Consider the following 25121-nt stretch of genomic DNA (forward strand, 5'->3'; position numbering starts at 1 on the left):
AGCCTTTGAGCCAAAGGTGTGTAGAGCGTGCCACCGGCCTGCCATTGAGCCGACCGGATTTTCATTATCAGCCTGAAGTGGCTATTATTGTCTGAAACCATATTTTCCACAAGTCATCAATAACAATGACACAGCAAAAAGTTAGATGGGGCATTATAAGCACCGCCAAAATTGGAATGACCAAGGTGATACCTGGCATCAAAAAAAGTGAGTTTTGCGACGTAGTGGCGATCAGCTCCAGAAACCAGTCTGCTGCTGATGAGGCGGCTAAGAAACTGGGCATACCGAGGGCTCATGGCTCCTACGAAGCGCTGCTGGCCGACCCTGCGGTAGATGCCATTTACAATCCATTGCCCAATCATTTGCATGTGGAATGGACGATCAAGGCCATAGAAGCTGGCAAGCATGTGCTGTGCGAAAAGCCGGTGGGTTTGGGTGCCACAGAAGCCGAGCAACTATTGGCGGTAAGCAAAAAGCATCCTCAGCTCAGGGTAATGGAGGCCTTTATGTATCGATTCCATCCGCAGTGGGTGAAGGCAAAAGAGCTGGTGAAGTCGGGCGCCATTGGGGAAGCCAAAATGGTGCAGTCTTTCTTTTCTTATTACAATGTTGACCCCAACAATGTCCGTAACCAGGCCGATATTGGCGGCGGCGGATTGATGGACATTGGCTGCTATTGCATTTCGTTTCCCAGGTTCCTTTTTAGTGAAGAACCAACACGGGCTGTGGGCCTGTTGGATTTTGATCCGGTGATGAAAACGGACAGAATAGCTTCGGGGCTGCTCGATTTTTCAGGTGGAAAATCAGCCACCTTCACGTGCTCTACGCAACTCATGCCGTATCAGCGCTGTATAGTGTTTGGCACTGAGGGTTATGTGGAAATAGAAATACCAGCCAATGCACCGCCCGACACTCCCTGTCGGATCTGGCTGGTGACGAAGGAAAAAAAGGAAGAAATCATGCTCCCTGTTGCTGACCAGTATACCTGTCAGGCTGATGTTTTTGCGAAGGCCATACTCGACAACAAACCAGTACCGACACCCCTGGAAGATGCCGTTAACAACATGAAGGTGATTGATGCTATTTTCGAAAGTGGTAAAAGCAAAAGTTGGGTGACGATTTGATCACCCACTTTTCGGCTAAGCCTTCACTAACATTTTACCAGTATTGTGTCCTTTAAACAAGCCCAATAGCGCTGTTGGTAGCTGATCGAATCCATCAATAATAGTTTCAGTCGTTTTTAGTTTGCCCTCTTTCACCCATTGAGCCAGATGTTTGAAACCTTCCGGGTATTTGTCTTGAAAATTGAAAACGATAAAGCCCTGCATAAGCACGCTTCTCGTAAGCAGCATAGGCTGTAAGCGAGGCCCGGAAGCCATTTCAGTATTGTTGTACAACGAGATCTGTCCACACAGCGGTATGCGAGCATGAAAGTTAATATTGCTGATCACAGCATCTGAAATAGGGCCTCCCACGTTATCAAAATAGATATCAACTCCATTGGGACATGCCTCTTTTATGGCCAATCGCATGTTGGGCGTGGTTTTGTAGTTGATCGCTTCGTCAAAGGCAAATTCTTTTTTGATCAGCGCCACCTTTTCGTCTGTGCCGGCGATACCCACTACTCTACAGCCATGGATTTTGGCCATTTGCCCTACCAACACTCCAACGGCGCCCGCAGCACCCGACACCACCACCGTTTCTCCCGCCTTCGGCTTCCCAATATGCATAAGACCGAAATAGGCAGTAAGCCCCGGCATTCCCAAAATACCGAGGTAGTAGCTGGCGGGTGCAATCGTCGTGTCAACTTTCCTTAATTCCTTCTCATTGGCTACGATCTGTTGCTGCCACGAAAGCATGCCAAGCACCACATCCCCTTCTTTGAAAAGGTCAGACTTGCTTGAAAGCACTTTGGCTACTACGCCGCCGTAAAAGGGCTTGCCTACCTCAAAGGGTGGGGCATACGACTTGGCATCACTCATGCGGCCACGCATATAGGGGTCGACCGAGTAGTACAATCCCTGTAGAAGTACCTGGCCTGCGTGCAGTGCGGGTACCTCTGTGGTTTCAAACCTGAAAGTGTCTTTGGTGGGGGTTCCAACGGGTCTGGCGGCCAGAACGATTTGTTGCGTAGTCATGCTTGAGTGTTTGAAGGTAAAGGTATAAGAAAAGCGGTGATTCGATGAATGCTCACCCACCTATTGAAACTTCAATTCTTGAGCAGTCTGGCGGGATTATGCTTTTTGGTGATCGTATTCACCAAAAAGCATAACTATTGGTGAATACGATCACCAAAAGTCATGTTTTGAACCAGAAGCACACCCAACTATTGACCCCCACTGAAAACTGCAGGATACTGTAGTCGTTTAGATCTTTTCGATCTTCTCCCTTGTAAGTTCACCGGGATTATTCCCTGTGTTAACCGTTGAAGCAGGCTCAAACAACATCACGGAAACTTCTTTTTCAGCCACAGGCCGGTGCTCCACGCCTCTGGGTACAATGAGGAATTCATTTTCGTGGATCATGATGGTTTTATCCCTGAATTCCATTTTCAGCTCCCCTTTGATCACGTAAAACAATTCGTCTTCGTCGTCGTGCTTGTGCCACACAAACTCACCGAGGAGCTTGGCCAGTTTCACATGCTGGCCATTGAGCTCGCCCACAATGCGTGGGTGCCAGTGGTCAGAGAACAGGGAGAGTTTTTCGTTGATGTTGATTAGGTCAGCTTTCATTGGAAAAGTTGGAGGCAGGTTTTTTTGACAAATTTACCACTCTAGCTTCAACAGAGAAATGCCTTGCCTTGGAAGCTTCATACTGATGGTAAGTTTTTTGTTTTTCACATCCATCCATTCAGGTGAGCCATATAGTTTAAGCTGTCCTGCTTCTTCGAGAGTTGCCATTTGTTCGCTTGTAGGGTTTTGCGGACTTCCCATTTCTTTCCACACAGTGTAAGAGTTGCTGTGCTCCTGATCAATTCGGTAGTGGGTGAGCAAGATTCTTCCATCTGTTGGAAAACCCCCGATATTTATTTTAACGGGAGAGTCTTCCACGGCCAGGTCATTGGTGTCGTGATAGTTCCAAATCATTACTGTAGCTGCTTTTTGCGACTTTGAAGCCAATGCATTGACGTCAGGTGCCGGGCCTCGCACACTTTCATCCCGGACTTTGACGTAGTCGTAGCTTAAGTTGTCCTGACTTACTTCCACTCTTTGGTCTTCCATCATGCCAAACATGCGGAAGGTATTGAGCACTGGCTTATCGACGCCATTAGTAGCCATGTCTCTGAAACCGGCAAACCAGGGCTGCTCTTCGAATTCGAAACCCCAGGTAATGGCCCCAAGGAGGTTGACGCCGTGGTGTTTGGCGAGGTCGTATTTTCTGGCAAAGGCGGCAGCTGTATAGGCCGCATACATGGTGCCGTTGCGGTAAGCATTGTGTGGGTAATCGGCTTCTGAGCACGCCGCACACCCTTCTGGATCTGACTCGCCAATCAGAATAGGTAAGTGTTTGAGGGTCGGGTAGGAGGCTACGACTTCAAACCCTTTGTCGATATCACGCAGCTGAGTACCTATGTTCATTTGCACCATGCCGTCCACCACTTTCGGACTGCCTTTTGCATGGAACGAAATAAAGTCCAGAGGAGAGCCGGTTTTGCCAGTCACGTAGTTTTTACCGGACACTACATGATCGAGAAATGTCCGGAGAAACTCTTCGGCTTTGTCCCAGTCCGGGCCTGTGGTTTCCGGGCCACCTACTTTGGCTGTTGGCAATGCTCGTTTTACGGCATCGGCACTGTAGTCATACAGCTTGATATACTCCTCAGTGGTGCCCTGCCAGTAGCCGATATTAGGCTCGTTCCACAGCTCCCAGTACCAGCTTTCCACTTCTTCTTTTCCATACCGATCCACAGAGTGAGTTACCCACTGGTAAACCAGCTCAGCCCACTTTTTATAGTCTTTAGGCGGATAAGCCCAGCCTGTGTAAATGTCGTTGTACTCTGCGCCGGGCTTCCAGTAATGCCGATAAGGCTCAGGTTTGCTCGAAAGTGCCTGTGGCATGAATCCGATTTGAGCGAAGGGTTTCATGCCCCGCTCGATATAGGTGTCGAATATCCTGTCGACGATCGTCCAGTCATAAATGGGTCGACCTTTTTTATCTTCAGTATAGGCATTGGTGGAGCCCCATTTCAGCCCGTAGGTACCTTCGCCTGTAACAAGCAGGCTATGGGCACGCACATACACTGGTACCTTGCTGAGCTTCGCTATTTCCGAAAGCAGCTTTTGCCCATCTTTCATATACGTGTAATTGGGCTCGTCGTAGCCCCACCAGGACCATATGGGCAGCAGTTCGCCCACTTCGTTAGACAGGTCAACCTGGATGGTTACAGGTTCAACGGCGTATTGGGCGGAGGAATGATAGGTGGAAATAGAAAAGAGTAGGAAGCATACTGGCTTCCACAAAACCAATGATTTTGATATGGCCATTAGAAGAGGTGTTGGATGTAGCAGTCAGCCTAATGTAAACAAAATTACTGGCTTGCTGTAGCTACAACTTCACAAAACTAAGGTTGACCGAATTTTGGATCAGAAAAGAAGGAAGTAAAAAGCCAGGCTGATTGCGGCCACAGTTGCCACCAGCAGCATTCTTTTTTTAGTAGTACGTCGCTTGTTATCAACCGCCAGTTGTGCTCTCAGGGATGCGAGGTATTGAGTGCTTGCCTTTCTATAAACCGGAGCCTTTCTGGAAATGATGGAATCGGTGATGTAAGCTGTGTCGAAGTTTTTGTAAGGCCCTGCACCTTTTCCTTTCAGGAGTGATCTATTGTTCCTGAGGGTTTTAATCGCATCGATGGCAAAACCTGCGCCGTGCATAGGGAATGAGGTTGTTTCTTCTTTTAACGGCGCAAGATTGCCTCAGGTTGCTGGCTTGGCATGAAGGAAAATAGCTTCTGTTGCCATCTATTTTCCTCCCGGAAACCATTCCTCATCAAAAGCGCTTCTTAGCTCCTTTAATTTCTCATCATACTTGGGATTGGCCGTAAAATGTGTCATTTCGTGGGGGTCGTTGTTAAGGTCGATCAGGTTTTCCTCTATACCCACCACGTCGTACCGCAGGTATTTGAGGCCATCTGCTGACACCACCATCTTTCCCACCTGACTTTCTACGCCGAGATGCTCCCGCCAGTCCACTTTCTTTCCTTCGAACAAAGGCCGCAAGCTCCTTCCCCGGGGATCTGATTTTCCGTCGATGCCAGCGTAGTCGCACAGGGTGGGCAGCAGATCCAATCCGTTGGATATCAGATGGGTGCTGTCGACCCTTGCCGCCGGAATCTGGCCTTTCCACATGGCCAGAAAGGGGACGTTCGCTGCCTCCTCATATAGAAGACTTTTGTGCTCCAGCCGGTGTGATGCATCCATTTCGCCGTGGTCGCTGGAAAGCAAAACCAAGGTATTTTCTTCCTGTCCGCTGGCTTTCAGTGCGTCCAAAATTGTTTGAATCTGCCTGTCAACCACCTCTGTAAGGCGGTGGTAGGCCCAGCGATGCATGCGCCATTGTTTTTCGGTGTAGTGCTCACGGGCCTGCTTCTGAAAATTTCTTTGATCAACCCGCCAGCTAATGGCGGCCGGTTCATTTTCCTGAGGTTCAAAATTAGGTGGTAGTGGAGGGCAATGCTTGCTGAAAAACTCTTCTTCACTTATACCCTCAGGCAGCTTTAGCGCCTCGTCGAGTGTGGCTAATTCTGTTTCGCCAATTTCGAGCAGCCGCTTTTCCTGCTGTGTTTCCGCAAAATCCCGAATGGCCATGTAGCAAATGTCGTGTGGATTGATCAGCGACACCACCAAAAAGTAGGGCTTTTCATGGGGTGTGGAAATGTACTTTGCTGCCTCCAGGGCCAGCTCGTCTCGCTCATCGTTTGTGATGTCGGTGAAGCCAAGCACTTCCGGCGTGAGTGACTTTGGTAGGTGTTCCTTTCCGCCAAACACCAGGTCGTATCCGGCCGCTTTCAGGTAAGCTGCTATGGTGGTGCTTTGCACGTTTACCGACACGTCAGGAATCCTCATGGCTCCAACATTTTCCCGCACCGGCTGACCATTAGCGTCATTGAAGTAGCCCGGAAATCTGCCAGTCATCATGCTTACTCTGGAAGGTGTGCAAACAGGGTTGGTCACATAGGCCCGGGTAAACCTAATGCCATTGGCGGCTATGTAGTCCATGGCTGGCGTCTTCAGCCACTGGTTGCCGACGCAGCTCATCATGCTGGCATTTTGCTGGTCGGTATAGATATAGATGATGTTCGGTTTTTGACTAACCTTTTCGGATTCGTTACCGCACCCGTAAACGGCGGTTGCCAGTAACACGATGGCGAGTTTTCTTATTTTATCCATTGTGTCAAACTGTATGCGAGTGTTAAATTTTTTGTAAGAACCGCTTTGACGAAGATGCCGACTGCAAGAACAGTGACCTGGTTTTTTAACGTACTTTTCACTGTTTTTCGAGTGTTATTACTGACAATCCAATATAATCAATTGCACAAGGTAACCGGGTAGTTTTTCAAATTTTGTGCAAGCTTGCCGGTTAACTCTTTACAAATTCTCACTATTGGGCGCTGTTTTTTGCACGATTAGCAACCTCCTACAAGGCTTTTTTTAAATCTTCAGCAAAACTTCAGAATTACTCCCGAAATACTTCAGAATCAGTAGATGAATTTTGTTCAGTCAAAAGTGACAACTGAAATAATCAAGTTTTTTGGAGAATCAAGAACGCAAAATTATTATGAATAAAACGCTCATGTTCGTGGGTTTGTGTGCCCTGTTGTGCTACACAAGCTGTGAATCGCACAAGGAAAAAGAGGAGGAAGAAACTAAATTTTTAGTGACTAGTCCGTTGAGGATGGACACAACCGTTACAAAAGATTACGTGTGTCAAATTCGGTCCGTACAGCACATTGAACTTCGGGCACTTGAAAAAGGCTATTTGCAAAAAATATACGTGGACGAAGGGCAGCGTGTAAAAAAAGGGCAGCTAATGTTCCAGATAATGCCCAAACTATATGAAGCGGAGCTCCAAAAGGCACAAGCTGAGGCCAGTTTTGTTGAAATTGAGTACCAGAACACAAAACGACTTGCCGAAAGTAATGTGGTAGCACCAAATGAGCTGGCCTTGGCCAAAGCCAAATATGATAAAGCAATGGCTGAGGTATCGCTGGCTGAAGTTCACCTGGGATTCACCCAAATCAGGGCACCTTTCGATGGGCTTATGGATCGTTTTCACGTAAGGCAGGGTAGCCTTGTCGACGAGGGAGACCTGTTGACAAACCTTTCGGACAATAGCAAAATGTGGGTCTACTTTAATGTTCCGGAAGCAGAGTATCTGGAATACGAATCCAGTGTTAAATCTGAAGACAAGATGGAGGTTGGTCTCTTGATGGCTAACAACAGGCTGTTCAACCACAGAGGCGTGGTGGAAACCATTGAGGCGGACTTTAACAACGAAACCGGCAATATTGCTTTCAGAGCAACCTTTCCGAACCCCAATGGATTACTCAGGCATGGCGAGACAGGCAATATACAAGTGACGGTAGACCTTAAGGGCGCCCTGCTTATCCCTCAGAAGTCGACTTTCGAAATCCTTGACAAAAGATATGTTTATGTGATCGACGAGGAGAATAAGATCAGGTCAAGGGCAATAACCATTTCAGCCGAAATGCCGCACATTTATGCCGTTCAGAGCGGGTTGGAAGTAAACGATAAAATCCTTCTGGAAGGGCTGAGGCTGGTCAGAGAAAATCAGGAAATAAGTTTTGAATTGAAGGATCCGGCAGAAGTACTGTCGCATTTAACGCTGTATGCGGAATAATCAGCATCCTTAAAATCCAGAAGAAATGTTTAGTAAAATAATTCATAGGCCCGTTTTTGCCATTGTAATTTCGGTCATTATCGTTTTTGTAGGTTCGCTGGCTATTAAGCAGCTGCCTATCTCGCAATTTCCCCAAATTGCCCCAACAACCGTAAGTATTTTCATTGCTTACCCGGGTTCCAGTGCCGACGTGCTGGTTAAGTCGACGCTCATTACCCTTGAAAACTCCATCAACGGTGTTCAGGGAATGAGGTACATGACTACCGATGCCACCAGTGCTGGCGAAGCCACAGTCACCATCATCTTTGAACCAGGAACGGATCCCAACCAGGCGGTTATCCGGGTGAAGACCAGGGTGGACCAGGTGATGCCTCTTTTGCCCGCACTTGTACAACGTGAAGGGGTTATCATCACTCCCATCCAGCCCAGTATGTTAATGTATGTGAACCTCTACAGTACTGAGGAAGGGTTGGATGAAAAATTCCTGTACAACTACGCCAACGTTAAAATGATTCCTGAAATAAACAGGATCAATGGTGTGGCCAGAACGCAGATATTGGGTAGCCGCACCTACGCTATGCGGGTGTGGCTCAACCCTGACCGCATGAGGGCCTACAATATCTCTATTGAGGAAGTAATGGAGGCTCTTGCCGAACAAAGCATTATTGGTCGTCCGGGTAGAATAGGCCAAAGTTCAGGTATCGCTGCGCAGTCGTTAGAATACGTACTCACATATAAAGGCCGGTACAACAAGCCGGAAGAATACGAGCAAATCATTGTTCGGGCGAATGCTGAAGGTGAAAGCATACACCTGAAGGACATTGCCACAATTGAGCTGGGTAGCGAGTTTTTTGACATTTATTCTAACCTGGATGGGCATCCTTCTGCGGCTATTGTATTGAAGCAGAACTACGGCAGCAACGCCAGTGAAGTTATTGCTGAGGTGAAGGCGAAGCTTGAAGAAATGAGAGTCAGTTTCCCTCCCGGAGTGGACTACAAAATCAGTTACGACGTATCCAAGTTTCTGGACGCCTCCATTGAGCAGGTGACCCACACTTTGCGTGATGCCTTTATCCTGGTGGCCCTGGTAGTGTTTGTATTCCTTGGCGACTGGCGCTCCACGCTCATACCGATTCTGGCTGTTCCTGTATCCCTCATCGGTGCATTTTTTGTCATCCAGTTTTTTGGGCTTTCTATCAACCTGGTGACACTGTTTGCTCTTGTGCTGGCCATTGGTATAGTGGTGGACGATGCCATTGTGGTGGTGGAAGCTGTCCACGCCAAAATGGAAGAGGAGCACCTTTCTCCTTACAATGCCGTGAAAAAGGTAATGGGGGAGATCAGTGGAGCGATTATCGCCATCACCATGGTAATGGTGTCGGTGTTTCTGCCAATTTCGTTTATGACCGGCCCGGTGGGCACCTTCTACCGGCAATTCTCTATTACGATGGCCAGCTCGATTGTGATTTCGGCGGTGATAGCACTTACACTTACACCGGTATTGTGCGCCATGCTGCTGAAGAACACACACGGGCAACCCAGAAAGAGAACACTGATGAACCGGGCACTCGATAGTTTCAACAGTGGCTTCGAAAAAGTAACTGGAAAATACACGGGCTTGCTAAGGCTGATAGTTAACAGAAGAGCGCTTACTTTCATCATTTTGGGAGTATTCTGCGCAGGTATATTCTTTGAAAATGAAATTCTGCCAGCTGGATTTATCCCCAGCGAGGACCAGGGCACTATTTACGCTATCATCCAAACACCTCCGGGTGCCACCCTCGAAAGAACCAATCAGGTGTCTCAGCAGCTTCAGAAAATTTGCGAGGAAATTGATGGTGTGGAATCCGTTTCTTCGCTGGCTGGCTACGAGATCATGACAGAAGGTCGGGGCTCCAACGCAGGTACTTGTTTGATCAACCTCAAGCCCTGGTCGGAGCGGAAGCATTCGGTGAAAGAGATCATGGAAGAGCTGGAGGAGGAGTCGAAAGGCCTGGGGGCTATTGTCGAATTCTTCGAGCCGCCTGCTATCCCCGGGTTCGGGTCTTCCGGAGGTTTTTCCATGCGTTTGCTGGATAAAACTACGGACACCGACTACCAGGAGTTTGATAAAATAAACAAGGAGTTCATGGACAACATGAGCAAGCGCCCGGAGCTTACTGGTTTGTTTACCTTCTTCGCTGCTAACTATCCTCAGTACGAGCTGTTGATAGATAACGAACTGGCCATGCAAAAGGGCGTTTCGATCGGCAAGGCAATGGAAAACCTGAACATACTTATAGGGAGTACCTACGAGCAAGGCTTTATCAGGTTCGATAGGTTTTTCAAGGTGTATGTTCAATCTGCACCGGAGTTTAGAAGACTTCCCTCCGATGTTTTGAACTTGTTCGTGAAGAATGACCGGGAGGAAATGGTACCCTACTCATCGTTCATGACACTTGAGAAGAAGCAGGGGCCTAACGAGATTACCCGCTACAACATGTACAACTCGGCTGCCATCAGGGGACTACCCGCACCGGGATATACGACCGCCGATGCTATTCAGGCCATTACTGAAGTGGCAGCCCAAACGTTGCCGAAAGGGTATGACATCGCCTGGGAAGGTCTTTCTTACGATGAATCAAAAAGAGGGAATGAAGCACTGTATGTCTTCATCATTGTGGTACTGTTCGTCTACTTTGTGCTGGCAGCTCAGTACGAAAGCTTCCTTTTGCCTCTGGCGGTAATATTCTCCTTGCCAGTTGGGGTGTTTGGCTCCTTCCTGTTCCTTAAGGTAATGGGGTTAGACAACGATATTTATGCACAGATTGGTCTCATTATGCTGGTGGGCTTGCTGGGTAAAAATGCAGTGTTGATTGTGGAATTTGCAGTTCAGAAACGGCGACACGGAGCAACAATTTTTGAAGCAGCCATTGAAGGTGCCAGGGTACGTTTCCGGCCTATCCTGATGACATCATTTGCCTTCATTGCCGGTTTGATTCCTCTGGTGATTGCCACAGGTGCGGGCGCCATAGGTAACCGAACCATCGGCTCATCGGCCCTCGGCGGTATGCTCTTTGGAACCATATTCGGTGTGATCATCATTCCGGGACTGTACTACATTTTTGGAAAACTAGCGGACGGCCGTCAGCTGATCAGGGATGAATACGACAGGCCTCTGAGTGAGGAGCCCCAACACACACATTCGAAAGAAATAAATTGATTATCATGTTGAAACGAATCATATATAGATGGGTTGGAGTGGCCTGCCTTTCCTTAGCGGTTTGGGCCTGTAAAACGCCCGACTTAGTACAAAAAACAGAGAGCAAGGCAGTGCCTGTGAGCTACAGCAGCTCGCAGGACACCACCAACACTGGCAAGGTTCGGTGGCAGGACTATTTTACTGACCCGTACCTGATCTCCCTGATTGACACAGCTTTGCAAAACAACCAGGAGTTGAACATTGTGTTGCAGGAAATTCAAATTGCCAGAAACGAAGTGCAAGCCAGAAAAGGAGAGTATTTACCTTTCGTAGGCTATGGTGCGGGTGCCGGTGTTGACAAGCCAGGCCGTTACACGAGCAAGGGCTCCAGCGAGGCGACCACGGAAATTAAGCCGGGAAAGGAAACGCCAGATCCGCTGCCCGATTTCATGGCGGGGCTGTATGCTTCATGGGAAGTGGACATTTGGCACAAGCTGCGCAATGCAAAGAAGTCAGCTTTCAACAGATACCTGGGAACCGTGGAGGGCAAGAACTTTCTGGTAACCAACCTGATTGCCGAAATTGCCAACTCCTACTACGAACTGCTGGCGCTGGATAATCAGCTGAGAATAGTGCAGCAGAACATTGAAATACAAAGCAATGCGCTCGAAATCGTGAGGCTACAGAAGCAGTCGGCCCGGGTAACTGAGCTGGCCGTTCGCAGGTTTGAGGCGCAGGTACTCAACACCAGAAGCCTTCAGTTCGGTATTCAGCAGCAGATCATCGAAACTGAGAACAGGATCAACTTTTTGGTGGGCCGGTTTCCGCAACCCATCCAGCGCAATTCACAAAACTTTATTGACCTGGTACCCAACGTATTGAATGCTGGTATTCCCGCTCAGCTGCTCGAAAATCGCCCCGATGTAAGGCAGGCCGAGTTAGACCTGATAGCAGCTAAACTGGATGTGCAGGTGGCCAAAGCCAGGTTCTATCCTTCGCTGGGCCTTTCTGCAGGCTTGGGCTTTCAGGCATTTAACCCGATTGACCTGGTAAAAATGCCTGAGTCGCTGATATATGGACTGGCGGCTGATTTGGCGGGGCCGCTGATCAACAAAAATGCGATCAAGGCAGCTTATTCAAGCGCTAATGCCATGCAGATACAAGCGGTGTATAATTACGAGCGAACCATATTGACCGCTTACATTGAAGTGGCTAATCAGCTGTCCAATATTGGCAATCTGGCAAACACTTTCGAACTGAAATCACTTCAGGTCGATGCCCTAACCGAGTCGGTCGACATTTCAAGCAATCTGTTTCGCTCAGCCCGTGCCGATTACATGGAGGTGCTGCTGACTCAACGAGATGCGCTGGAATCAAGGTTTGAGCTGATTGATACCAAAATGGCGCAAATGCACGCCGTGGTAAATGTGTATCAGGCGCTGGGTGGTGGATGGAGGTAAGCACCACCACCAAATGTAAGAAATGGAGCTGTTTGGGTTAGGAAGAAAGGTTGATCGATTGTAGTAACAGTAGTAGAACAACTCCACAAAAGGCCTCCGAAGTCGAAAGATTTCGGGGGCTTTTTTTGTTTTGGCGGTCTGGATTAAAAGCAGAGTGGCACCCGGCCATGAAGTGGATTTCTTTATTCAGACTTCATTGCTTTCGTAAGATTTTAACAATCCTGCTATAAACCACCTCTGATAAATTCCAGTTGTAGCCATCAAAATTGGTTGTACTAGTGAATTGAATAACAACTGTGTCAATGTCCTTGTGGTATTTGGCGATGCTCTGATAGCCGACGAGTAGCCCCGTATGTTCATACTCGTAGATGGAGGAATAGATTTCCTGTTCCCCTTCATTGAACACCGACCCATCGTTCAATGCTCTTATGAATGTGCCAACATCCTCTGCCGCAGCTATCATTAAGCCCGTATCTTCATATTTAAAGTCTTCATCAATACCTACATAATAGCCACTCATCACATCGGCTATATCCACTTCACTGAGCGAGCCAAAAGTTTTTTTCAGCCCAAGTGGTATCAAAATCTCCTCCTTTATATACTGCTGATGGCTATAACCCACCACTTTGTCAATGAGGTCAGAAATCAACATGTAATTGGTATTTGAATAGCCATAGTCTTCACCCGGTTCAAAGTCAGCTGGTAAATCCAATGCGTACTCAAGTGTTTCCTGTTTGTTTTTTGGAGGGTTTTTCCAATAATCGGGGTGGTCAACAAAATTGGGAATACCACTCCGATGCTGTAGCATGAGCCTCAGGGTTATTTTGTCTGAATTTTCAATTCTTCCGGCAAGCGCTGGAAAGTACTCAGCAAGTGTTTTATCCAGAGACAAACGTCCGTCTTTGACTAATTTCGTGGTAGCCACAGCCACATATAGCTTGGTAATGCTGGCAATCTTGAACAAGGCGTGCGGGTTGGCAGGTATTTTGGCTTTTCGATCATGCCAGCCTGCAGCGTAAAAGCCAGGTTCCTTACCAGCCTGATCTACATAAACAATGATTCCGTCAAATCCATGATCAAGCGCTTCGTCTACTTGTGCCTGAACTGTATCAGGCAGGGGTAGTATCCAGGCCCATACGATAGGCCACGGCACAAAGTACAGTGAGCCTATGCTTGCCAGAATAAATACTATTCTGAGTACTCGTTTTATATTGTTCATATTTGACACTGTAAGAGTTTGTTTACTTTTCTACTATTAAATTCTCAGCATACCTTAGTGCTGAAGCCAGCAGATTGCTTCGATTCCTTGCTTTTTGCTTAAACTCATCAAGCATGTCTTGCTTGATCATCCGTCCCCGTACCATCACCATTTGGGGGTTCCTAAGCACTTCCAGGCGATCCAGAGGATTGTCTTTTGTCAGAATGAAATTGGCTAGCTTTCCAATTTCAATACTTCCCTGGTTACTTAAGAAATCATGGGTTTCTGAGGGATTAATTGTGGCCGTTTGAAGCGCCTGATAGTTACTCATGCCCGCTTGTGTGTAGAAATTCAGTTCCTCGTGCAGGGAATAACCCGGCGGTGTTACACCAATGCCAGCATCCGTGCCGGCAACGATCTTCACCTGTCGTTCATGCAATTTCTTGATAGCAAGCAAATGGAAATCGTGTTGGTCTTTGATCCTGCTCACTATGGTTGAATCACTGCTCTTTGTGCCTGCCCAGCGATCAAACTGTGCCTGGCTGTCTACGGCACGAATGAGTGGGTTCATGTTTTTCAGTGCTTCGGACTGTAGGATATTCTCCTCCGTCAGCAGTCTGTAAATATTATGATAGACCACCAGTGTGGGGCAGAGTTTGGTATTTGGGTGGGCGGCAAACAAATCGACAACAGTGTCCAGTTGAGTAGTGTCCAAACGGTAGTTCAGCGGTAGCTGCACAATGTCTTCTGCATGCTCTATCGTCACAATTTCTGGTTTGAAATGGTAGCTGTAGGGTACCTTTGGCGTTGGATGAGTAACAATGTCGAATTTTAATTCCCCAGACTTTTCTATCACCGCATCGAACAGTTCACCTGTCAGGCCATAATAGGTCTTGATGAAATCATACCCTCGTTCTTTGTATTCGGCAACCTTTGAATAGGCCTCTTCGGCAGTGAACAACTGAAGATTATCATCGCCCATATACTGGGGGCCCGTGAGTTTGGGGCCGGAAGTGAAAAACAAAGGCCCAATGACCTCTTCGTTACTTATGGCTTTTTTCATACGCAGGTGCATCGGTTGCCCCCACAGATTTCTTACAGTAGTGACACCATTTGCCAAATAAAGACCAAGCTCATACTCGTCCCACACATGAACATGCATGTCGACCAGACCCGGCGTAAGGTACCCTCCTCCGGCATCAAACACTTTTGCTGTTGAGTCGGTTATTGCATCTGCTATCCTGGCAATCACTCCATCCTGAATAAGCACCATTTGATTCAGAAGCACTGTGTCGGCGGTCATTGGCACAATATTGACGTTTGAGATCAGGTAAGTGTTGGATTCAAGTGCTGGATTGCCTGTGACTTCCAGGTAGGCGGTCCCCCTTTTATCAATAATCAAAGCTCCGGCTGCGACCAAAACCATCATCAAAATCAGAACGCCAACGGCCAGAGCAGTTATTTTCAAAATTTTCATGCTATCTACGTTTCAGTTTGTCAAAAAACATTTATCTCCTTTAAAACCAGTTAAAATACAAATCTCATCCCGGCCATGCTCTTAAAAGCGGTTTTTTTCGCCATTTTAACCGGTGTAGTCGATTGCGTACGTTTTTTGGATACTAATTCCCTATCCTGATAATTTTACCATTGGATTTTCGCAGGTCGCTTCTCTCAATCAGTGCGATGATGTCTCCGCCAGGAAGTTGTTTGACTGTCCTGACTCTTCCTTTTATCGACAAGCCAAAAGTTTCGCCCGTTTTGTGGTTGTATTTCATCAGCCTTCTAAAGGCCAGCGAACCAAAAATAAAATAGTCGTTCCAGTCCGAAATATTGCTTTCGCTCACCTTTAACAAACAGGCAGGCGCAACAGCCTGTCCACCGTCTCGGGTTGGCACCGTCCAGTAGTGCGCTGGGAAAACAGTAAACTTGGCAGCTGAATCTTCGGAAATAGTAGATACCCACGCACCGTCGTAGTTGATGCCGTAAGTGAAAAGCGGCCAACCGTAGTTCTTTCCTTTCTCTATTATGTTGAACTCATCCCCGCCTTTGGGACCGTGTTCAATCCCAAAAAGGGTGTGGGTGGATGCTTCAAAAAACAAACCCTGCACGTCCCGGTGCCCATAGCTCCAAATGGTGGTAGGGGAAGCATACCCATCGAAGACGGGATTATCTGCAGGGACACTTCCATTATCCATTAACCGGTGAATCTTTCCTGCGTCATGGTTGAGGTCTTGTGCATGCAACACTGGATACTCACTAGTTGAGAAGTCGGAATTGCCGATGTTGAGAAAAAAGTGAGTTTCGTCTTCCCACACTATCCGCATGCCGTTGCCGGTGTAGTTTTGGTGCCGGGTGGTGAAAATAGTTTCCAACTGAGAGACAGTATTGTCCTGTACTTTAAGCCGGGATACTTTAGCAAAGCCGTCCGATGCCAGATAGGAAATGTATATCCAGGAATTGGTTGAGTAGTCAGGATGAAGACTTACATCCATTAACCCCCCATGCATAATGGCAGCTAAACCCGGGGTGCCAAATGTAACAACCTCCGGCACTCCGCTTATCTCTGTCAGCGTGCTGTCTTCAAAGTGGAACATTTTCCCGACCCTGTCTGTAATGAAGTATTCATTTTCACCAACTATAGCTATTCCGTAGGGTATGGTGAAACCGCTTGCAATGGTTTTAGTAGTAAAGGAATCATCGCTTACCCTATAGGGAGAATCCGGAACCAGCACAAGGTTTTGTTTGCAGCTAACCAGGCAACCAAATGAGAGCGCCAGCAGCCAGAGAATAGTAATTAATTTCATAGTCTTATCTGCTTTAATGTTTTTGACTGTACAAAGGTCTGTCAGAAGTGCAGAGGCCAGTTATGAGCTATGCGGCGAAATCCATCAACTTTAAGGAAAGCCCATAAATTATGATGCGGGGCTATAAACTATGACGCAAACTGCATAGGATAGCCCTGGCCAGGCAGTCACCTTCTAGGCTTTCCGCCTTTCCACACCAACCACACAGCCAGTGCCAGCTCGGCAACAGCCATGGGTGCGCCCAGGATTATTTCGGCCATGGCAATTGCATCATAAGCTTGAGGGGCAATGGCCTTGGCTCCATGGATGGCCATATAGCTAAGCCCGGCAACATACAACGACCAGCCCATCCACTTTGGAACGGTGCTGGATTTTAGGGAAAGGTACCCCAGCCCTAAAAGGTGAACACCAAACAGGATGAGGCCAAGCGACCAGTATTTTTCAAAGCCAGCCACCAGGTTCATCAGAGCTACTGCATCCTGATTGGCAGAGAAAAGCATTTGCCACACACCTGCCAAATGGAAGATGGCAAAAGCTAGTATGGCCGAGTAGACAGCCCGTACCACCCCGGTAGCCAGGGCGATTCTAGCATCAACCTGGGCGAAAAACCGGTAAAGACTCCATGCCACCAGCAGGTCGGTGATGAGGATGATCATCCATCCGATGACGCCACTACCGAACAGGCCAGTTGCGCTGTTGAGATTGGTGAGTGTAGCTGCTGGATTACCAACTACTATGAGCTTGCTCTGCACATAGCCATAAGCATAACCGGCTGCCAGGGCCATGATGATGAGTGAAACACCGGCGACGATGGCGTCTTTTCTATTTGAGTTTTCCATGATTGAGAGGTATTTAAGAATTGACCAGATTGATTCGTTTCCTTAGGCTGCCACTACTATGACCACATTGCCTTTTTTGTGCCCACTGGCGATGTAATGATGCGCTTCAGCAACCCTTTCGAGTGTGTATTGTCTGTCTATGACTGTTTTCAGTTTACCATTTTTATGAAGGTCGACTACTTCCAGTAGCAGCGATTTCAGCGTGTCGTCTGCATTGGCACCTGTGGCTTCAAACTTTGCTTTCTTTTTCCCAAAGAGCGAGGAGGTAATCATTTGCATGAGCAGCGAAAACCGGAGCACTGGCGACAGGTACATGCCTGGTTCAGCCAGTGCCTGTTTGGCTTTGGTAAATGGAGTCTTTCCGACTGTGTCAAAAATGACGTCATACTGAGCAGTCAACCGGGTGAAATCCTGTTTTTGATAGTCGATGACCTCATCGGCACCCAGCGATTTTACCAACCCTGTGTTTTTGCTGCTGCACACTCCCGTCACGTGAGCCCCCAGGTATTTGGCAATTTGTATGGCTGATGTGCCCAGGCTGCCGGCAGCTCCGTTGACCAACACCCGCTGACCAGGCTGTACCTGTGCTATCCGCTTAAGAAAATTGTAGGAGGTTAAATGACCGTCGCAATAGCTGGCGGCCTCAGCGAAGGGCAGGGAGGCTGGTTTGGGGAGAACTACTCCATTGGCGGGAACCACTACGTACTCGGCATTAGTGCTGAAGCCAAGGGTTGTTTCACCGAACACTTCGTCGCCCACAGCGAACTGGGTAACCTCACTGCCGACGGCTTCAACCACTCCGGCAAACCCGGTGCCTGGTATGGGATGCTTCGGTTTTGTCAGGCCGACGAATAACCTGGCGATATAAGGTTTGCCAGTGAGCATCATGGTATCTGCTGTAGTGGCGGCAGAGGCTATTACCTTGATCAGTACATCCTTCGGGCCAGGTGCCGGCTTTTCTACAGAGATGAATTTTAACACTTCCGGTGTCCCGTATCCGCTGGCGACGATAGCTTTCATTTGATTTGCGTTCATGCTTTTGAGTTTTTAATGATGAAGCAAAGAAAAAGCAAACCGCAAGGGCAAGTGTTCCGAATCAATGGCGATAGGTTCGGAATTATAAAACGGAACTTATTTGGCTATGAATGGTGCTTCAGGAAGGCGCTCGGAGTCATTCCTTCTGCTTTTTTGAAGTAGGTATTGAAGACCGTTTTGGAATTAAATCCACTTTCGAAGGCCAGCCCAACCAGTGAAATATGTGAGTTGGCCGGATCTACCACCAGCTTTTTGAAATGCCCGATCCGATAGTCGTTGATGAATTCGTTGAAGTTTTTGCAGATTTTCTCATTGAGCAGCCACGATAGCTGATTGGGATGCATCTCGATTTGCTCGGCCAGCGACCTCAGGCTGAGTGAGGGATTCAGATAAGGCAACTCATCATTGACGAATGCCATCAGCTTTTCCTCATAAGCGGCGGCCGTGGCCTCATCCAATTGCGATGTATTGGTCTTTGGGGTTGGCTCCTTATGTGTCAAGTCCGGATAAATCCGATCGGCATACCGCCGGAATCGCTCGTCCTCTCGGAGATTCTTCGCTAACGGATCATAATAATTGAGGAGCAATATGGACGACTGATGTGTGAATAACTTTTCGACGATGGCAAAGGCCTCATCTGCTTTGGACTGGCGTGCATAGATCCAGAAAGCATAGGCATCTGCCTGAAAAGAGTCGTTTTCGTTGGATCTGACCATCACCTGATTGACATAAGGTTCAGCATTTTTGCTATCCCCCTTCATTAGGTACGCCAATGCGTTGATGCCTGCTCTTTCGTCGGGTATCATGATTTCATCCGGCATGTTAGCAGTTTCTTCAATCACCTGATCCATCCGCCCCAGATGAAACAAGCAGTAGCAATGAACGATGTATGCCGGGAGGTTTTTGGGGTTTGTTTTCAGCAACTGTTGGCAGATGGCTGCCGCTTTCTCAAAATCCTCCGTTCGGTAAAAGTAGTAGGCCTGATAGAACAGGGTTTCATGGTTAAGCGGGTCGACGGAGCGCACATATTGCAGGTGCTCATTCGCTTTTGTTGTGTCGTTTTTAAGCAGGTACAGGAAAGCCATGAACTGCTGTCCCTCAGGGTAGGTGGGCCTCGACTCGATGCTTTTCAGGGTGTATTTGAAAGCTTTATTGTAATCGGCTTCCGTAAAAAAGGCATGATTGGCAAGCTGATAGTTGAGTGGGGCGTGGTTCGGATTAATTTGCTCCACAACCTTCATATGCTCGAAAGCCTTCTTCCAGGAGGCCTCCCTCGGAGCAAAGCCCGCCGTGGCCAGAAATCCATAGGCATCCGACAATCCCATATGAGCGTCCAGCAAATCAGGATCCTGCTCAATTGCTTGTTCAAAGAGACTGATGGCTTTGTTTACATCCTCCGGGTTCCAGCGATTAAACAAGAATTTACCTTTGAGCAGAAGCTCATAGGCATTGAGATTTTGAGTGGGAGACTTTGCCAGGTGATCCCCGATCTCCATGTGCCCAAACTGTTCCCTGAGCTTGTCGGCAATGTGGAGACTGACCTCATCCTGTATTTCAAATATGTTTTCGAGCTTTCTGTCCCAGGTCTGTGACCAGAAATGTGAATCCGTCGCTACTTCGATCAGCTGCGCTGTGATCCTCAGCATATTGCCACCCACACGCACACTTCCTTCCAGTATTGCCGATACGTTCAGCTTTTCGCCTATCTCCCGGATAGATGCTTTGTGATGCTTAAAATAGAAGCTGGAAGTGCGGGAAGTAACCTTCAGCTCTGTGACCCTGGCCAGTGCATTAATGATCTCTTCGGTGATGCCATCGCAGAAGTATTCGTTCTCGCCATCGGCACTCATGTTAACGAAGGGCAAAACCGCAATGGAGGTCTTTATGTGCGTGGGAGTACTAAGAATGACGGATGCTTTTTAAAATAGTTCAGTTCGAAAATAGCTCGATTTTTTTAGTTTCCCATGGTGAAATATCTGATCCAAAGATAATGGGAGAAGGGTTGATGGTTTTGGGTTGGGATTTGGTGCAACCAGCTATGATCAGGGAGGATTAGAAAGCAGTGACCTTTCCTCTACTACATAGCCACGCCTTGATTTAAATTTAAAATTTGCGGCGGACTTTCCAATCCCCACGATCGTAGCTGACCTGATGAAACCCCATTCATTCATTCATTCATTCATAGTATCCATGTAATAATCGTCAACTAGCTTTAGGCTAAACAGACGATATTATGGAACCCAAATTAGCTTTTGTTGGCATTTCGTCATTTTTCTCTTACTGGGCTAAGTATTTGTCTAAATAGAATTGTAGTGTTTCATCTCCGCCATATCGTCTTAATGAATTCAACCTTGTTTCATCCTTAGATAGACCTGTACTTTCATAGTCATAGGGAATGTCAGTATAGCCTCTCGGAAATCCGACCATTTCTTCTATATCTTCGACAGTCCAATTAAGAGCGGTAATCCCTCGTTCGGTGAACAGTACTCTTGGGTCAATATAAACATCAAAATCTCGATAACACTCACCAACGACAGAAAGTACTTCAGTCAAGCATTGTTTGGAAAGTTCAATTACGTGCCCACTTGGCACTTTTTTGATCTCTGAATTTGTTGGTACGTAAAACTGATCAGATTCATAAAATACGCCCTCAAAAAAACTTCGTTCCTTCATTATTGGAATAAGTCCTGTTTTTTGAGCGTGATTCCTGAATTCGACAAAAGATTTAGCAAGCTCACTTTTCCTTAGTTTTTCTTGTCTGGATGTATACCAAGGCTCAAATCCTGGGTACTTTTTCATGACAAATTGTAGCGTGAAAGTTATGCTACGAAGTGCGCTTACAAAAGCGCTGAATAGATAATTGTATTCAGGTTCCCAAGAATGGGTCTCATTTAATTTTGTTAAAAAATAATCTGCTTCCCCGACCTTGTGTGAAACAATATGAATTCCTGCATTTGGAAATGTAAATTTTTCAGCCATTCTTCAATTAGGTTAGCGCACCCGTAGCTGCAACGGATGCCCCTATAGCCCAAACTGTTTCAATCATAGATTTCAATCCTGTTGTGCATTTATTGTTCTCATTTACATGTTCCATATAAGTCTCCTTTCTTTTATTTGTTTTGTGATTCATGAAGAATCGAATTATTGTTAAACTAATTACTAAAAAGGCTACTGGAACAAAACCGTTGCAGTACATGGTGTCTATCCCGAGGGATTTTTTGAATATTTTTTACGTTCTAATATGAAGAATGTCAATGCCTCGGTAAAATGAGTGTGGGAGTTTTATGCAGCTCCCATTCCACTTGCACTAAGGCACGTCTTCCCAACAGTAGCTTCAGCCAAGGTTGCGCAATGATAAAATTAAACTATGTGGGGGAGAATCCAAGCCAACTGATGCTTGAAAACCGATGAAGCCGCCATTCATTGTTAGCGGAGTGTTGTGATCCGTTTTTATTCGTTCCAGTTGGTAGTTGAAAGTTGCTCAATAGGTTGGTAATGTTTCTGGTTGTTCGTTACCAGCGTCAAGTTGTTAGCCAGTGCGATCCCTGAAATTAATAGATCAGCGGTTCCGATTGTAATTCCTTTTTCTCTAAGCTCAGAATAGATGTTTGCAGAAATTCGCAACGAAGATGTTGAGAGCTTTAGGACTTCACATGTTGAAATGAAGTTTTCGAACTCTTGTATTTGTTTAGTGGCCTTCTTAAAAGTTAAGCCGGACAGAACTTCGAAATATGTTATTTCTGAAATCGTGATTTTCGATTGTTCCTTAAGATACAATTTAACGTTTTCAGTCACCTGCTCATGACCTTTCAAAAAATATGAAAGTATGTCTGTATCAATAAGTGATCTGTTCAAAACTGCGGAATTCGATAGTTATGATCTTCTCTTGATTTATGGAGGTCAGAAGTTAGTTCGGTTAATTCGAGTTCCTTAAAAATTCCGCTGAAAGATAATGGCGATTTGTCAGTCGATAAGTGTGACTCCAAATCAGAGATATAGGCATCCAGGTTCGGAAGTTTGTCGTCCGAAAGTTTCTTGATCTTGTTGAGGATCGATTTTCTTAGTTTTTCCTTAGTTGCCATGTGATAAAGTTAGAGAATTTCCGGTTTGCAGTCAATGAACTACAACACTTGTACAGCCCCAAATCCCAACTCAGACTTAGAGTCATCCCCACTATAGAAAGATAGGGATTTTTGATCCGGGTTTTTATTCCAAACCTCTAGAATAAACATATATTTTTCAACTCATTCATCCAATCCGTTTGCTGGGGTTTTTATCTGGCCAAGGTGTGCGGTAGGAGTATGCGGATTGACTTGGGTGGTGGCAGGCTCTTTTGCTCCTCAATCCCCTGATTGTCCGGATTATACTGAGCGACTCTGCGGATTATACTGAATGATTGCGATAAATGAATGTTTTGTCACTAAATGTTCAGGAAAACTTCAGGATTGCTCCCAAAATACTTCAGAAATCATAGGTGAAATTTGTGGTGTCGAAAGAATGGGTTATCGCAAAAGAGTTGAAGGTTGAATGATGATTTTTTGCGTTTAACAGGTTTCCTGTAAAGAAGTGATACTCATCACTTGTTTTATTCTTTCAGTTGGTTGTTTGCAGGCCCGGGTGGCGGCCATTGGGGGATGCAGCCCAGGGCTGCCGGGCTTGCACAATACAAAGTTGACATTTGGTTGAGGGCTTCTTTTAGTTGCAGCAGCGAGATAGCCGGGCAACTTAATCGCCCGGGCTGGCTTAGTAAATAACGATTTCTAGTAAATTGTATCGTTCAATGTCAAAAGTCGAAATGAAGGAAGTAAGGCTACTTCTTGTAGAAGACGAATACCAATTACTAAAGGCAATCAGGACTTTCCTGGAAGAGGAGAAGTATGTGGTGGTGGCAGTGGAGACCTATCGGTCGGCGCAGCAGGAAATAAAGAACGAGAACTACGATGTGTGCCTGATCGACATCAACCTACCCGACGGCAGTGGCAACTCCCTCATCAATCTCATCAAGTCAAAACAGCAAAAAACGGGCATCATCATCATCTCGTCGCACAACATGACCGAGGATAAAGTGCAGTCGCTGGACCTCGGAGCGGATGACTACCTCACCAAGCCTTTCGACCTGCATGAGCTGAATGCCCGGATCAGGTCTGTGCTGAGAAGGAAGTTGGGCGATAGCCGCCATCAGGTGGTTTCGGAGTCTATCTCGGTCTACCCCAATGAGTTCAAGGCATTTGTGCATGATGTGGAGCTTGAGTTGACCAAGAAGGAATTTGAGATGCTGCTTTACCTCATGTCTAACAAAAACCGCCTGATCACAAAAGAGAGCCTGGCCGCTCACCTATGGGGTATAAGTATTGAGTTTTCCGATAACTACGACTACATATACACACATGTGAAGAACCTGCGAAAGAAATTAATGAATGCAGGAGCCACGGACAACATCAAAAACGTTCACGGTATCGGATACCGGTTTGAAGTGGCATGAGGCTGGTCGTAAAAGAACTCATCTTTAATCTCCCCGCCATTATCATAGTGGTTGCTCTTGGTGGTGGTATTTTTTACCAGTCCATTGAGTCGGTGCTCGAGACGAACGAAGATGAGGTGCTGAAAATAAGAAAGCAGTATATCATTGACCTGCTGGACAACTACAAAGGAGAGAGTCCATTTATTGAACATGCATTTGCCGACATTTACGAAATAGAAGAAGAGGACGCTTTGCACCTGCCTGTAACGGATGTCTTCTCTGATACAATTATTAATAATCCTAAGCTTGACGAATCCATACTGTATCGCCAACTGCGGTTTCAGTACAGCACAAATGGCAGGAACTACATGGTGTGGGCACGCACAGCAGAGGTTGATAACGACGAGGTACTCCAGTCGGTCATCACTACCATCGTTATTACTTGCCTTTTAATGGCCGTGGTGATCTCCTTTCTTAATGTTTACTTCTTTCGGAAGATATGGATGCCTTTCCATGGAATACTCAGTAATCTGACCCGGTTTAACCTCGATGGCTCAAGTGAATACGTGAGTGCGCCAAGCAGCGTGAAAGAGTTTCAGATGCTTGACGCCACCCTTCGTGAAATAACAAGCCGACTTCAGAGTGAGTACGACGAGTTGAAGGATTTCACCTCCTACCTTACCCACGAACTGCAAACACCCCTTGCGGTGGTCAATGGAAAGATCGACCTGCTCATTCAGGACCAGAGCCTGAGCGAAGACCAACTAAGGAGCCTGGTGGCTATTCGTAATACTATTCTAAGTATCAGCGAGTTTGAGAAAACCCTCATTTTCCTGAAAAGAATAGAGCTGGGGCAGTTTAATCAAATGGGTCATATCGACTTTTCAGCCACGCTGACCTCGAAACTTGAGCAAACCGAGGAGCTGATCAAGCTGAAGAAGATTAGCCTGAAGGCCGACATTGTGCCGAACGTGATGCTGGATATCCATCCGCAACTAATAGACACGCTGCTGAACAACATCATTTCGAACAGTATTCGTCACAACATCAAGAATGGCTTTATTGAGGTGAAACTGACCCCGAGGGAGTTAAAAGTTACTAACAGCACCCGTGAGGTCGGTGAGTTGTCTCATGAGGGTGCCGATTTTATTTCTATCAGGGGGCTGGGAGTAGGAGCATCCATTATCAAAGCCATTTGCAACAGGCATCAGCTCAATTTTAAGGTCGTTCAGGAAGACAATGCCTACAGCCTGGTCATTGGCCTTCACCCGGGCTAGAGCAAGAAT

At 46.8% G+C, this 25121-nt stretch carries 20 protein-coding genes; 6 read left to right on the forward strand and 14 right to left on the reverse strand.

Translation table 11 applies throughout. The annotated features are described in order from the left end of the window. The first annotated feature begins 125 nt into the window (after nucleotides 1-125). Nucleotides 126-1124, forward strand: a complete 999-nt coding sequence (locus tag RT717_RS04040) for a Gfo/Idh/MocA family protein (RefSeq protein ID WP_317490447.1) — start codon at nucleotides 126-128, stop codon at nucleotides 1122-1124. A 15-nt stretch (nucleotides 1125-1139) separates the two neighbouring features. On the opposite strand, the gene RT717_RS04045 is transcribed toward RT717_RS04040, so the two are convergent. The 5 genes from RT717_RS04045 to RT717_RS04065 all read right to left on the reverse strand — a co-directional run bounded on the left by RT717_RS04045 (nucleotide 1140) and on the right by RT717_RS04065 (nucleotide 6386). After that, complete coding sequence (locus RT717_RS04045; protein ID WP_317490448.1) at nucleotides 1140-2138, reverse strand: NADP-dependent oxidoreductase; 999 nt, start codon at nucleotides 2136-2138, stop codon at nucleotides 1140-1142. Between the two features lie 228 nt (nucleotides 2139-2366). Beyond that, nucleotides 2367-2732 (reverse strand): cupin domain-containing protein, encoded by a 366-nt coding sequence (locus RT717_RS04050; RefSeq protein ID WP_317490449.1) that lies wholly within the window; start codon nucleotides 2730-2732, stop codon nucleotides 2367-2369. 33 nt (nucleotides 2733-2765) lie between these two features. After that, complete coding sequence (locus RT717_RS04055) at nucleotides 2766-4484, reverse strand: GH39 family glycosyl hydrolase (protein ID WP_317490450.1); 1719 nt, start codon at nucleotides 4482-4484, stop codon at nucleotides 2766-2768. Nucleotides 4485-4583: 99 nt separating this feature from the next. Then, complete coding sequence (locus tag RT717_RS04060) at nucleotides 4584-4871, reverse strand: hypothetical protein (protein ID WP_317490451.1); 288 nt, start codon at nucleotides 4869-4871, stop codon at nucleotides 4584-4586. 87 nt (nucleotides 4872-4958) lie between these two features. Beyond that, a complete protein-coding gene (locus tag RT717_RS04065) occupies nucleotides 4959-6386 on the reverse strand; it encodes a sulfatase family protein (protein WP_317490452.1) in 1428 nt (475 codons plus the stop codon). Nucleotides 6387-6774: 388 nt separating this feature from the next. Here RT717_RS04065 and RT717_RS04070 point away from each other — a divergent pair, with 388 nt between their 5' ends. From RT717_RS04070 to RT717_RS04080, 3 genes are read left to right on the forward strand one after another with little or no spacing between them, the layout of a single operon-like run. Further along, a complete protein-coding gene (locus RT717_RS04070; RefSeq protein WP_317490453.1) occupies nucleotides 6775-7857 on the forward strand; it encodes an efflux RND transporter periplasmic adaptor subunit in 1083 nt (360 codons plus the stop codon). A 25-nt stretch (nucleotides 7858-7882) separates the two neighbouring features. Further along, nucleotides 7883-11059, forward strand: a complete 3177-nt coding sequence (locus RT717_RS04075; RefSeq protein WP_317490454.1) for an efflux RND transporter permease subunit — start codon at nucleotides 7883-7885, stop codon at nucleotides 11057-11059. 5 nt (nucleotides 11060-11064) lie between these two features. Continuing rightward, complete coding sequence (locus tag RT717_RS04080; protein ID WP_317490455.1) at nucleotides 11065-12498, forward strand: TolC family protein; 1434 nt, start codon at nucleotides 11065-11067, stop codon at nucleotides 12496-12498. Between the two features lie 193 nt (nucleotides 12499-12691). Here the strand turns inward: RT717_RS04080 and RT717_RS04085 are convergent, their stop codons facing one another. The 9 genes from RT717_RS04085 to RT717_RS04120 form a co-directional block, all read right to left on the reverse strand. Continuing rightward, nucleotides 12692-13717: a serine hydrolase domain-containing protein gene (locus RT717_RS04085; protein ID WP_317490456.1), complete on the reverse strand. Its 1026-nt coding sequence runs from the start codon at nucleotides 13715-13717 to the stop codon at nucleotides 12692-12694. A 22-nt stretch (nucleotides 13718-13739) separates the two neighbouring features. Continuing rightward, nucleotides 13740-15173 carry an amidohydrolase family protein gene (locus RT717_RS04090; protein ID WP_317490457.1) on the reverse strand — a complete coding sequence of 478 codons (1434 nt, stop codon included), beginning with the start codon at nucleotides 15171-15173 and terminating at the stop codon, nucleotides 13740-13742. Nucleotides 15174-15315: 142 nt separating this feature from the next. After that, a complete protein-coding gene (locus RT717_RS04095; RefSeq protein WP_317490458.1) occupies nucleotides 15316-16500 on the reverse strand; it encodes a PQQ-dependent sugar dehydrogenase in 1185 nt (394 codons plus the stop codon). A 167-nt stretch (nucleotides 16501-16667) separates the two neighbouring features. After that, a complete protein-coding gene (locus RT717_RS04100) occupies nucleotides 16668-17339 on the reverse strand; it encodes a DUF4386 domain-containing protein (RefSeq protein WP_317490459.1) in 672 nt (223 codons plus the stop codon). A 42-nt stretch (nucleotides 17340-17381) separates the two neighbouring features. Then, complete coding sequence (locus RT717_RS04105) at nucleotides 17382-18374, reverse strand: NAD(P)-dependent alcohol dehydrogenase (protein WP_317490460.1); 993 nt, start codon at nucleotides 18372-18374, stop codon at nucleotides 17382-17384. A gap of 104 nt (nucleotides 18375-18478) precedes the next feature. Then, entirely contained in the window at nucleotides 18479-20239 is a 1761-nt protein-coding gene (locus tag RT717_RS04110; RefSeq protein WP_317490461.1) for a helix-turn-helix domain-containing protein, read from the reverse strand. Nucleotides 20240-20651: 412 nt separating this feature from the next. Then, nucleotides 20652-21353 carry a hypothetical protein gene (locus RT717_RS04115; protein WP_317490462.1) on the reverse strand — a complete coding sequence of 234 codons (702 nt, stop codon included), beginning with the start codon at nucleotides 21351-21353 and terminating at the stop codon, nucleotides 20652-20654. Nucleotides 21354-21824: 471 nt separating this feature from the next. Then, nucleotides 21825-22229, reverse strand: a complete 405-nt coding sequence (locus RT717_RS28475) for a type II toxin-antitoxin system VapC family toxin (protein WP_394854121.1) — start codon at nucleotides 22227-22229, stop codon at nucleotides 21825-21827. Beyond that, the gene (locus RT717_RS04120) at nucleotides 22226-22456 is read right to left on the reverse strand and encodes a hypothetical protein (RefSeq protein WP_317490463.1); all 231 of its coding nucleotides are present in this window, start codon (nucleotides 22454-22456) and stop codon (nucleotides 22226-22228) included. The genes RT717_RS28475 and RT717_RS04120 overlap by 4 nt, the downstream gene beginning before the upstream one ends. A gap of 698 nt (nucleotides 22457-23154) precedes the next feature. On the opposite strand from RT717_RS04120, the gene RT717_RS04125 reads away from it, so the two are divergent. Then, on the forward strand, nucleotides 23155-23856 hold the full coding sequence (locus tag RT717_RS04125; protein ID WP_317490464.1) for a response regulator transcription factor: 702 nt from the start codon (nucleotides 23155-23157) through the stop codon (nucleotides 23854-23856). Then, nucleotides 23853-25112, forward strand: coding sequence for a sensor histidine kinase (locus RT717_RS04130; RefSeq protein ID WP_317490465.1), 1260 nt, complete (start codon nucleotides 23853-23855; stop codon nucleotides 25110-25112). Before RT717_RS04125 ends, RT717_RS04130 begins: the two co-directional genes overlap by 4 nt. Nucleotides 25113-25121 lie beyond the last annotated feature (9 nt).

This window comes from Imperialibacter roseus, from assembly GCF_032999765.1.
GTDB classification, from domain to species: Bacteria; Bacteroidota; Bacteroidia; order Cytophagales; family Cyclobacteriaceae; genus Imperialibacter; species Imperialibacter roseus.

Bases quoted from the DNA above. Each gene is read 5' to 3' on its own strand.
- RT717_RS04050 (WP_317490449.1), bottom strand. From the start codon at position 2,732: ATGAAAGCTGACCTAATCAACATCAACGAAAAACTCTCCCTGTTCTCT.
- RT717_RS04120 (WP_317490463.1), bottom strand. From the start codon at position 22,456: ATGGCAACTAAGGAAAAACTAAGAAAATCGATCCTCAACAAGATCAAG.
- RT717_RS04080 (WP_317490455.1), top strand. From the start codon at position 11,065: ATGTTGAAACGAATCATATATAGATGGGTTGGAGTGGCCTGCCTTTCC.
- RT717_RS04065 (WP_317490452.1), bottom strand. From the start codon at position 6,386: ATGGATAAAATAAGAAAACTCGCCATCGTGTTACTGGCAACCGCCGTT.
- RT717_RS04125 (WP_317490464.1), top strand. From the start codon at position 23,155: ATGTCAAAAGTCGAAATGAAGGAAGTAAGGCTACTTCTTGTAGAAGAC.
- RT717_RS04115 (WP_317490462.1), bottom strand. From the start codon at position 21,353: ATGGCTGAAAAATTTACATTTCCAAATGCAGGAATTCATATTGTTTCA.
- RT717_RS04090 (WP_317490457.1), bottom strand. From the start codon at position 15,173: ATGAAAATTTTGAAAATAACTGCTCTGGCCGTTGGCGTTCTGATTTTG.
- RT717_RS04095 (WP_317490458.1), bottom strand. From the start codon at position 16,500: ATGAAATTAATTACTATTCTCTGGCTGCTGGCGCTCTCATTTGGTTGC.
- RT717_RS04060 (WP_317490451.1), bottom strand. From the start codon at position 4,871: ATGCACGGCGCAGGTTTTGCCATCGATGCGATTAAAACCCTCAGGAAC.
- RT717_RS04100 (WP_317490459.1), bottom strand. From the start codon at position 17,339: ATGGAAAACTCAAATAGAAAAGACGCCATCGTCGCCGGTGTTTCACTC.
- RT717_RS04130 (WP_317490465.1), top strand. From the start codon at position 23,853: ATGAGGCTGGTCGTAAAAGAACTCATCTTTAATCTCCCCGCCATTATC.
- RT717_RS04105 (WP_317490460.1), bottom strand. From the start codon at position 18,374: ATGAACGCAAATCAAATGAAAGCTATCGTCGCCAGCGGATACGGGACA.
- RT717_RS04085 (WP_317490456.1), bottom strand. From the start codon at position 13,717: ATGAACAATATAAAACGAGTACTCAGAATAGTATTTATTCTGGCAAGC.
- RT717_RS04070 (WP_317490453.1), top strand. From the start codon at position 6,775: ATGAATAAAACGCTCATGTTCGTGGGTTTGTGTGCCCTGTTGTGCTAC.
- RT717_RS04075 (WP_317490454.1), top strand. From the start codon at position 7,883: ATGTTTAGTAAAATAATTCATAGGCCCGTTTTTGCCATTGTAATTTCG.
- RT717_RS04045 (WP_317490448.1), bottom strand. From the start codon at position 2,138: ATGACTACGCAACAAATCGTTCTGGCCGCCAGACCCGTTGGAACCCCC.
- RT717_RS04055 (WP_317490450.1), bottom strand. From the start codon at position 4,484: ATGGCCATATCAAAATCATTGGTTTTGTGGAAGCCAGTATGCTTCCTA.
- RT717_RS04040 (WP_317490447.1), top strand. From the start codon at position 126: ATGACACAGCAAAAAGTTAGATGGGGCATTATAAGCACCGCCAAAATT.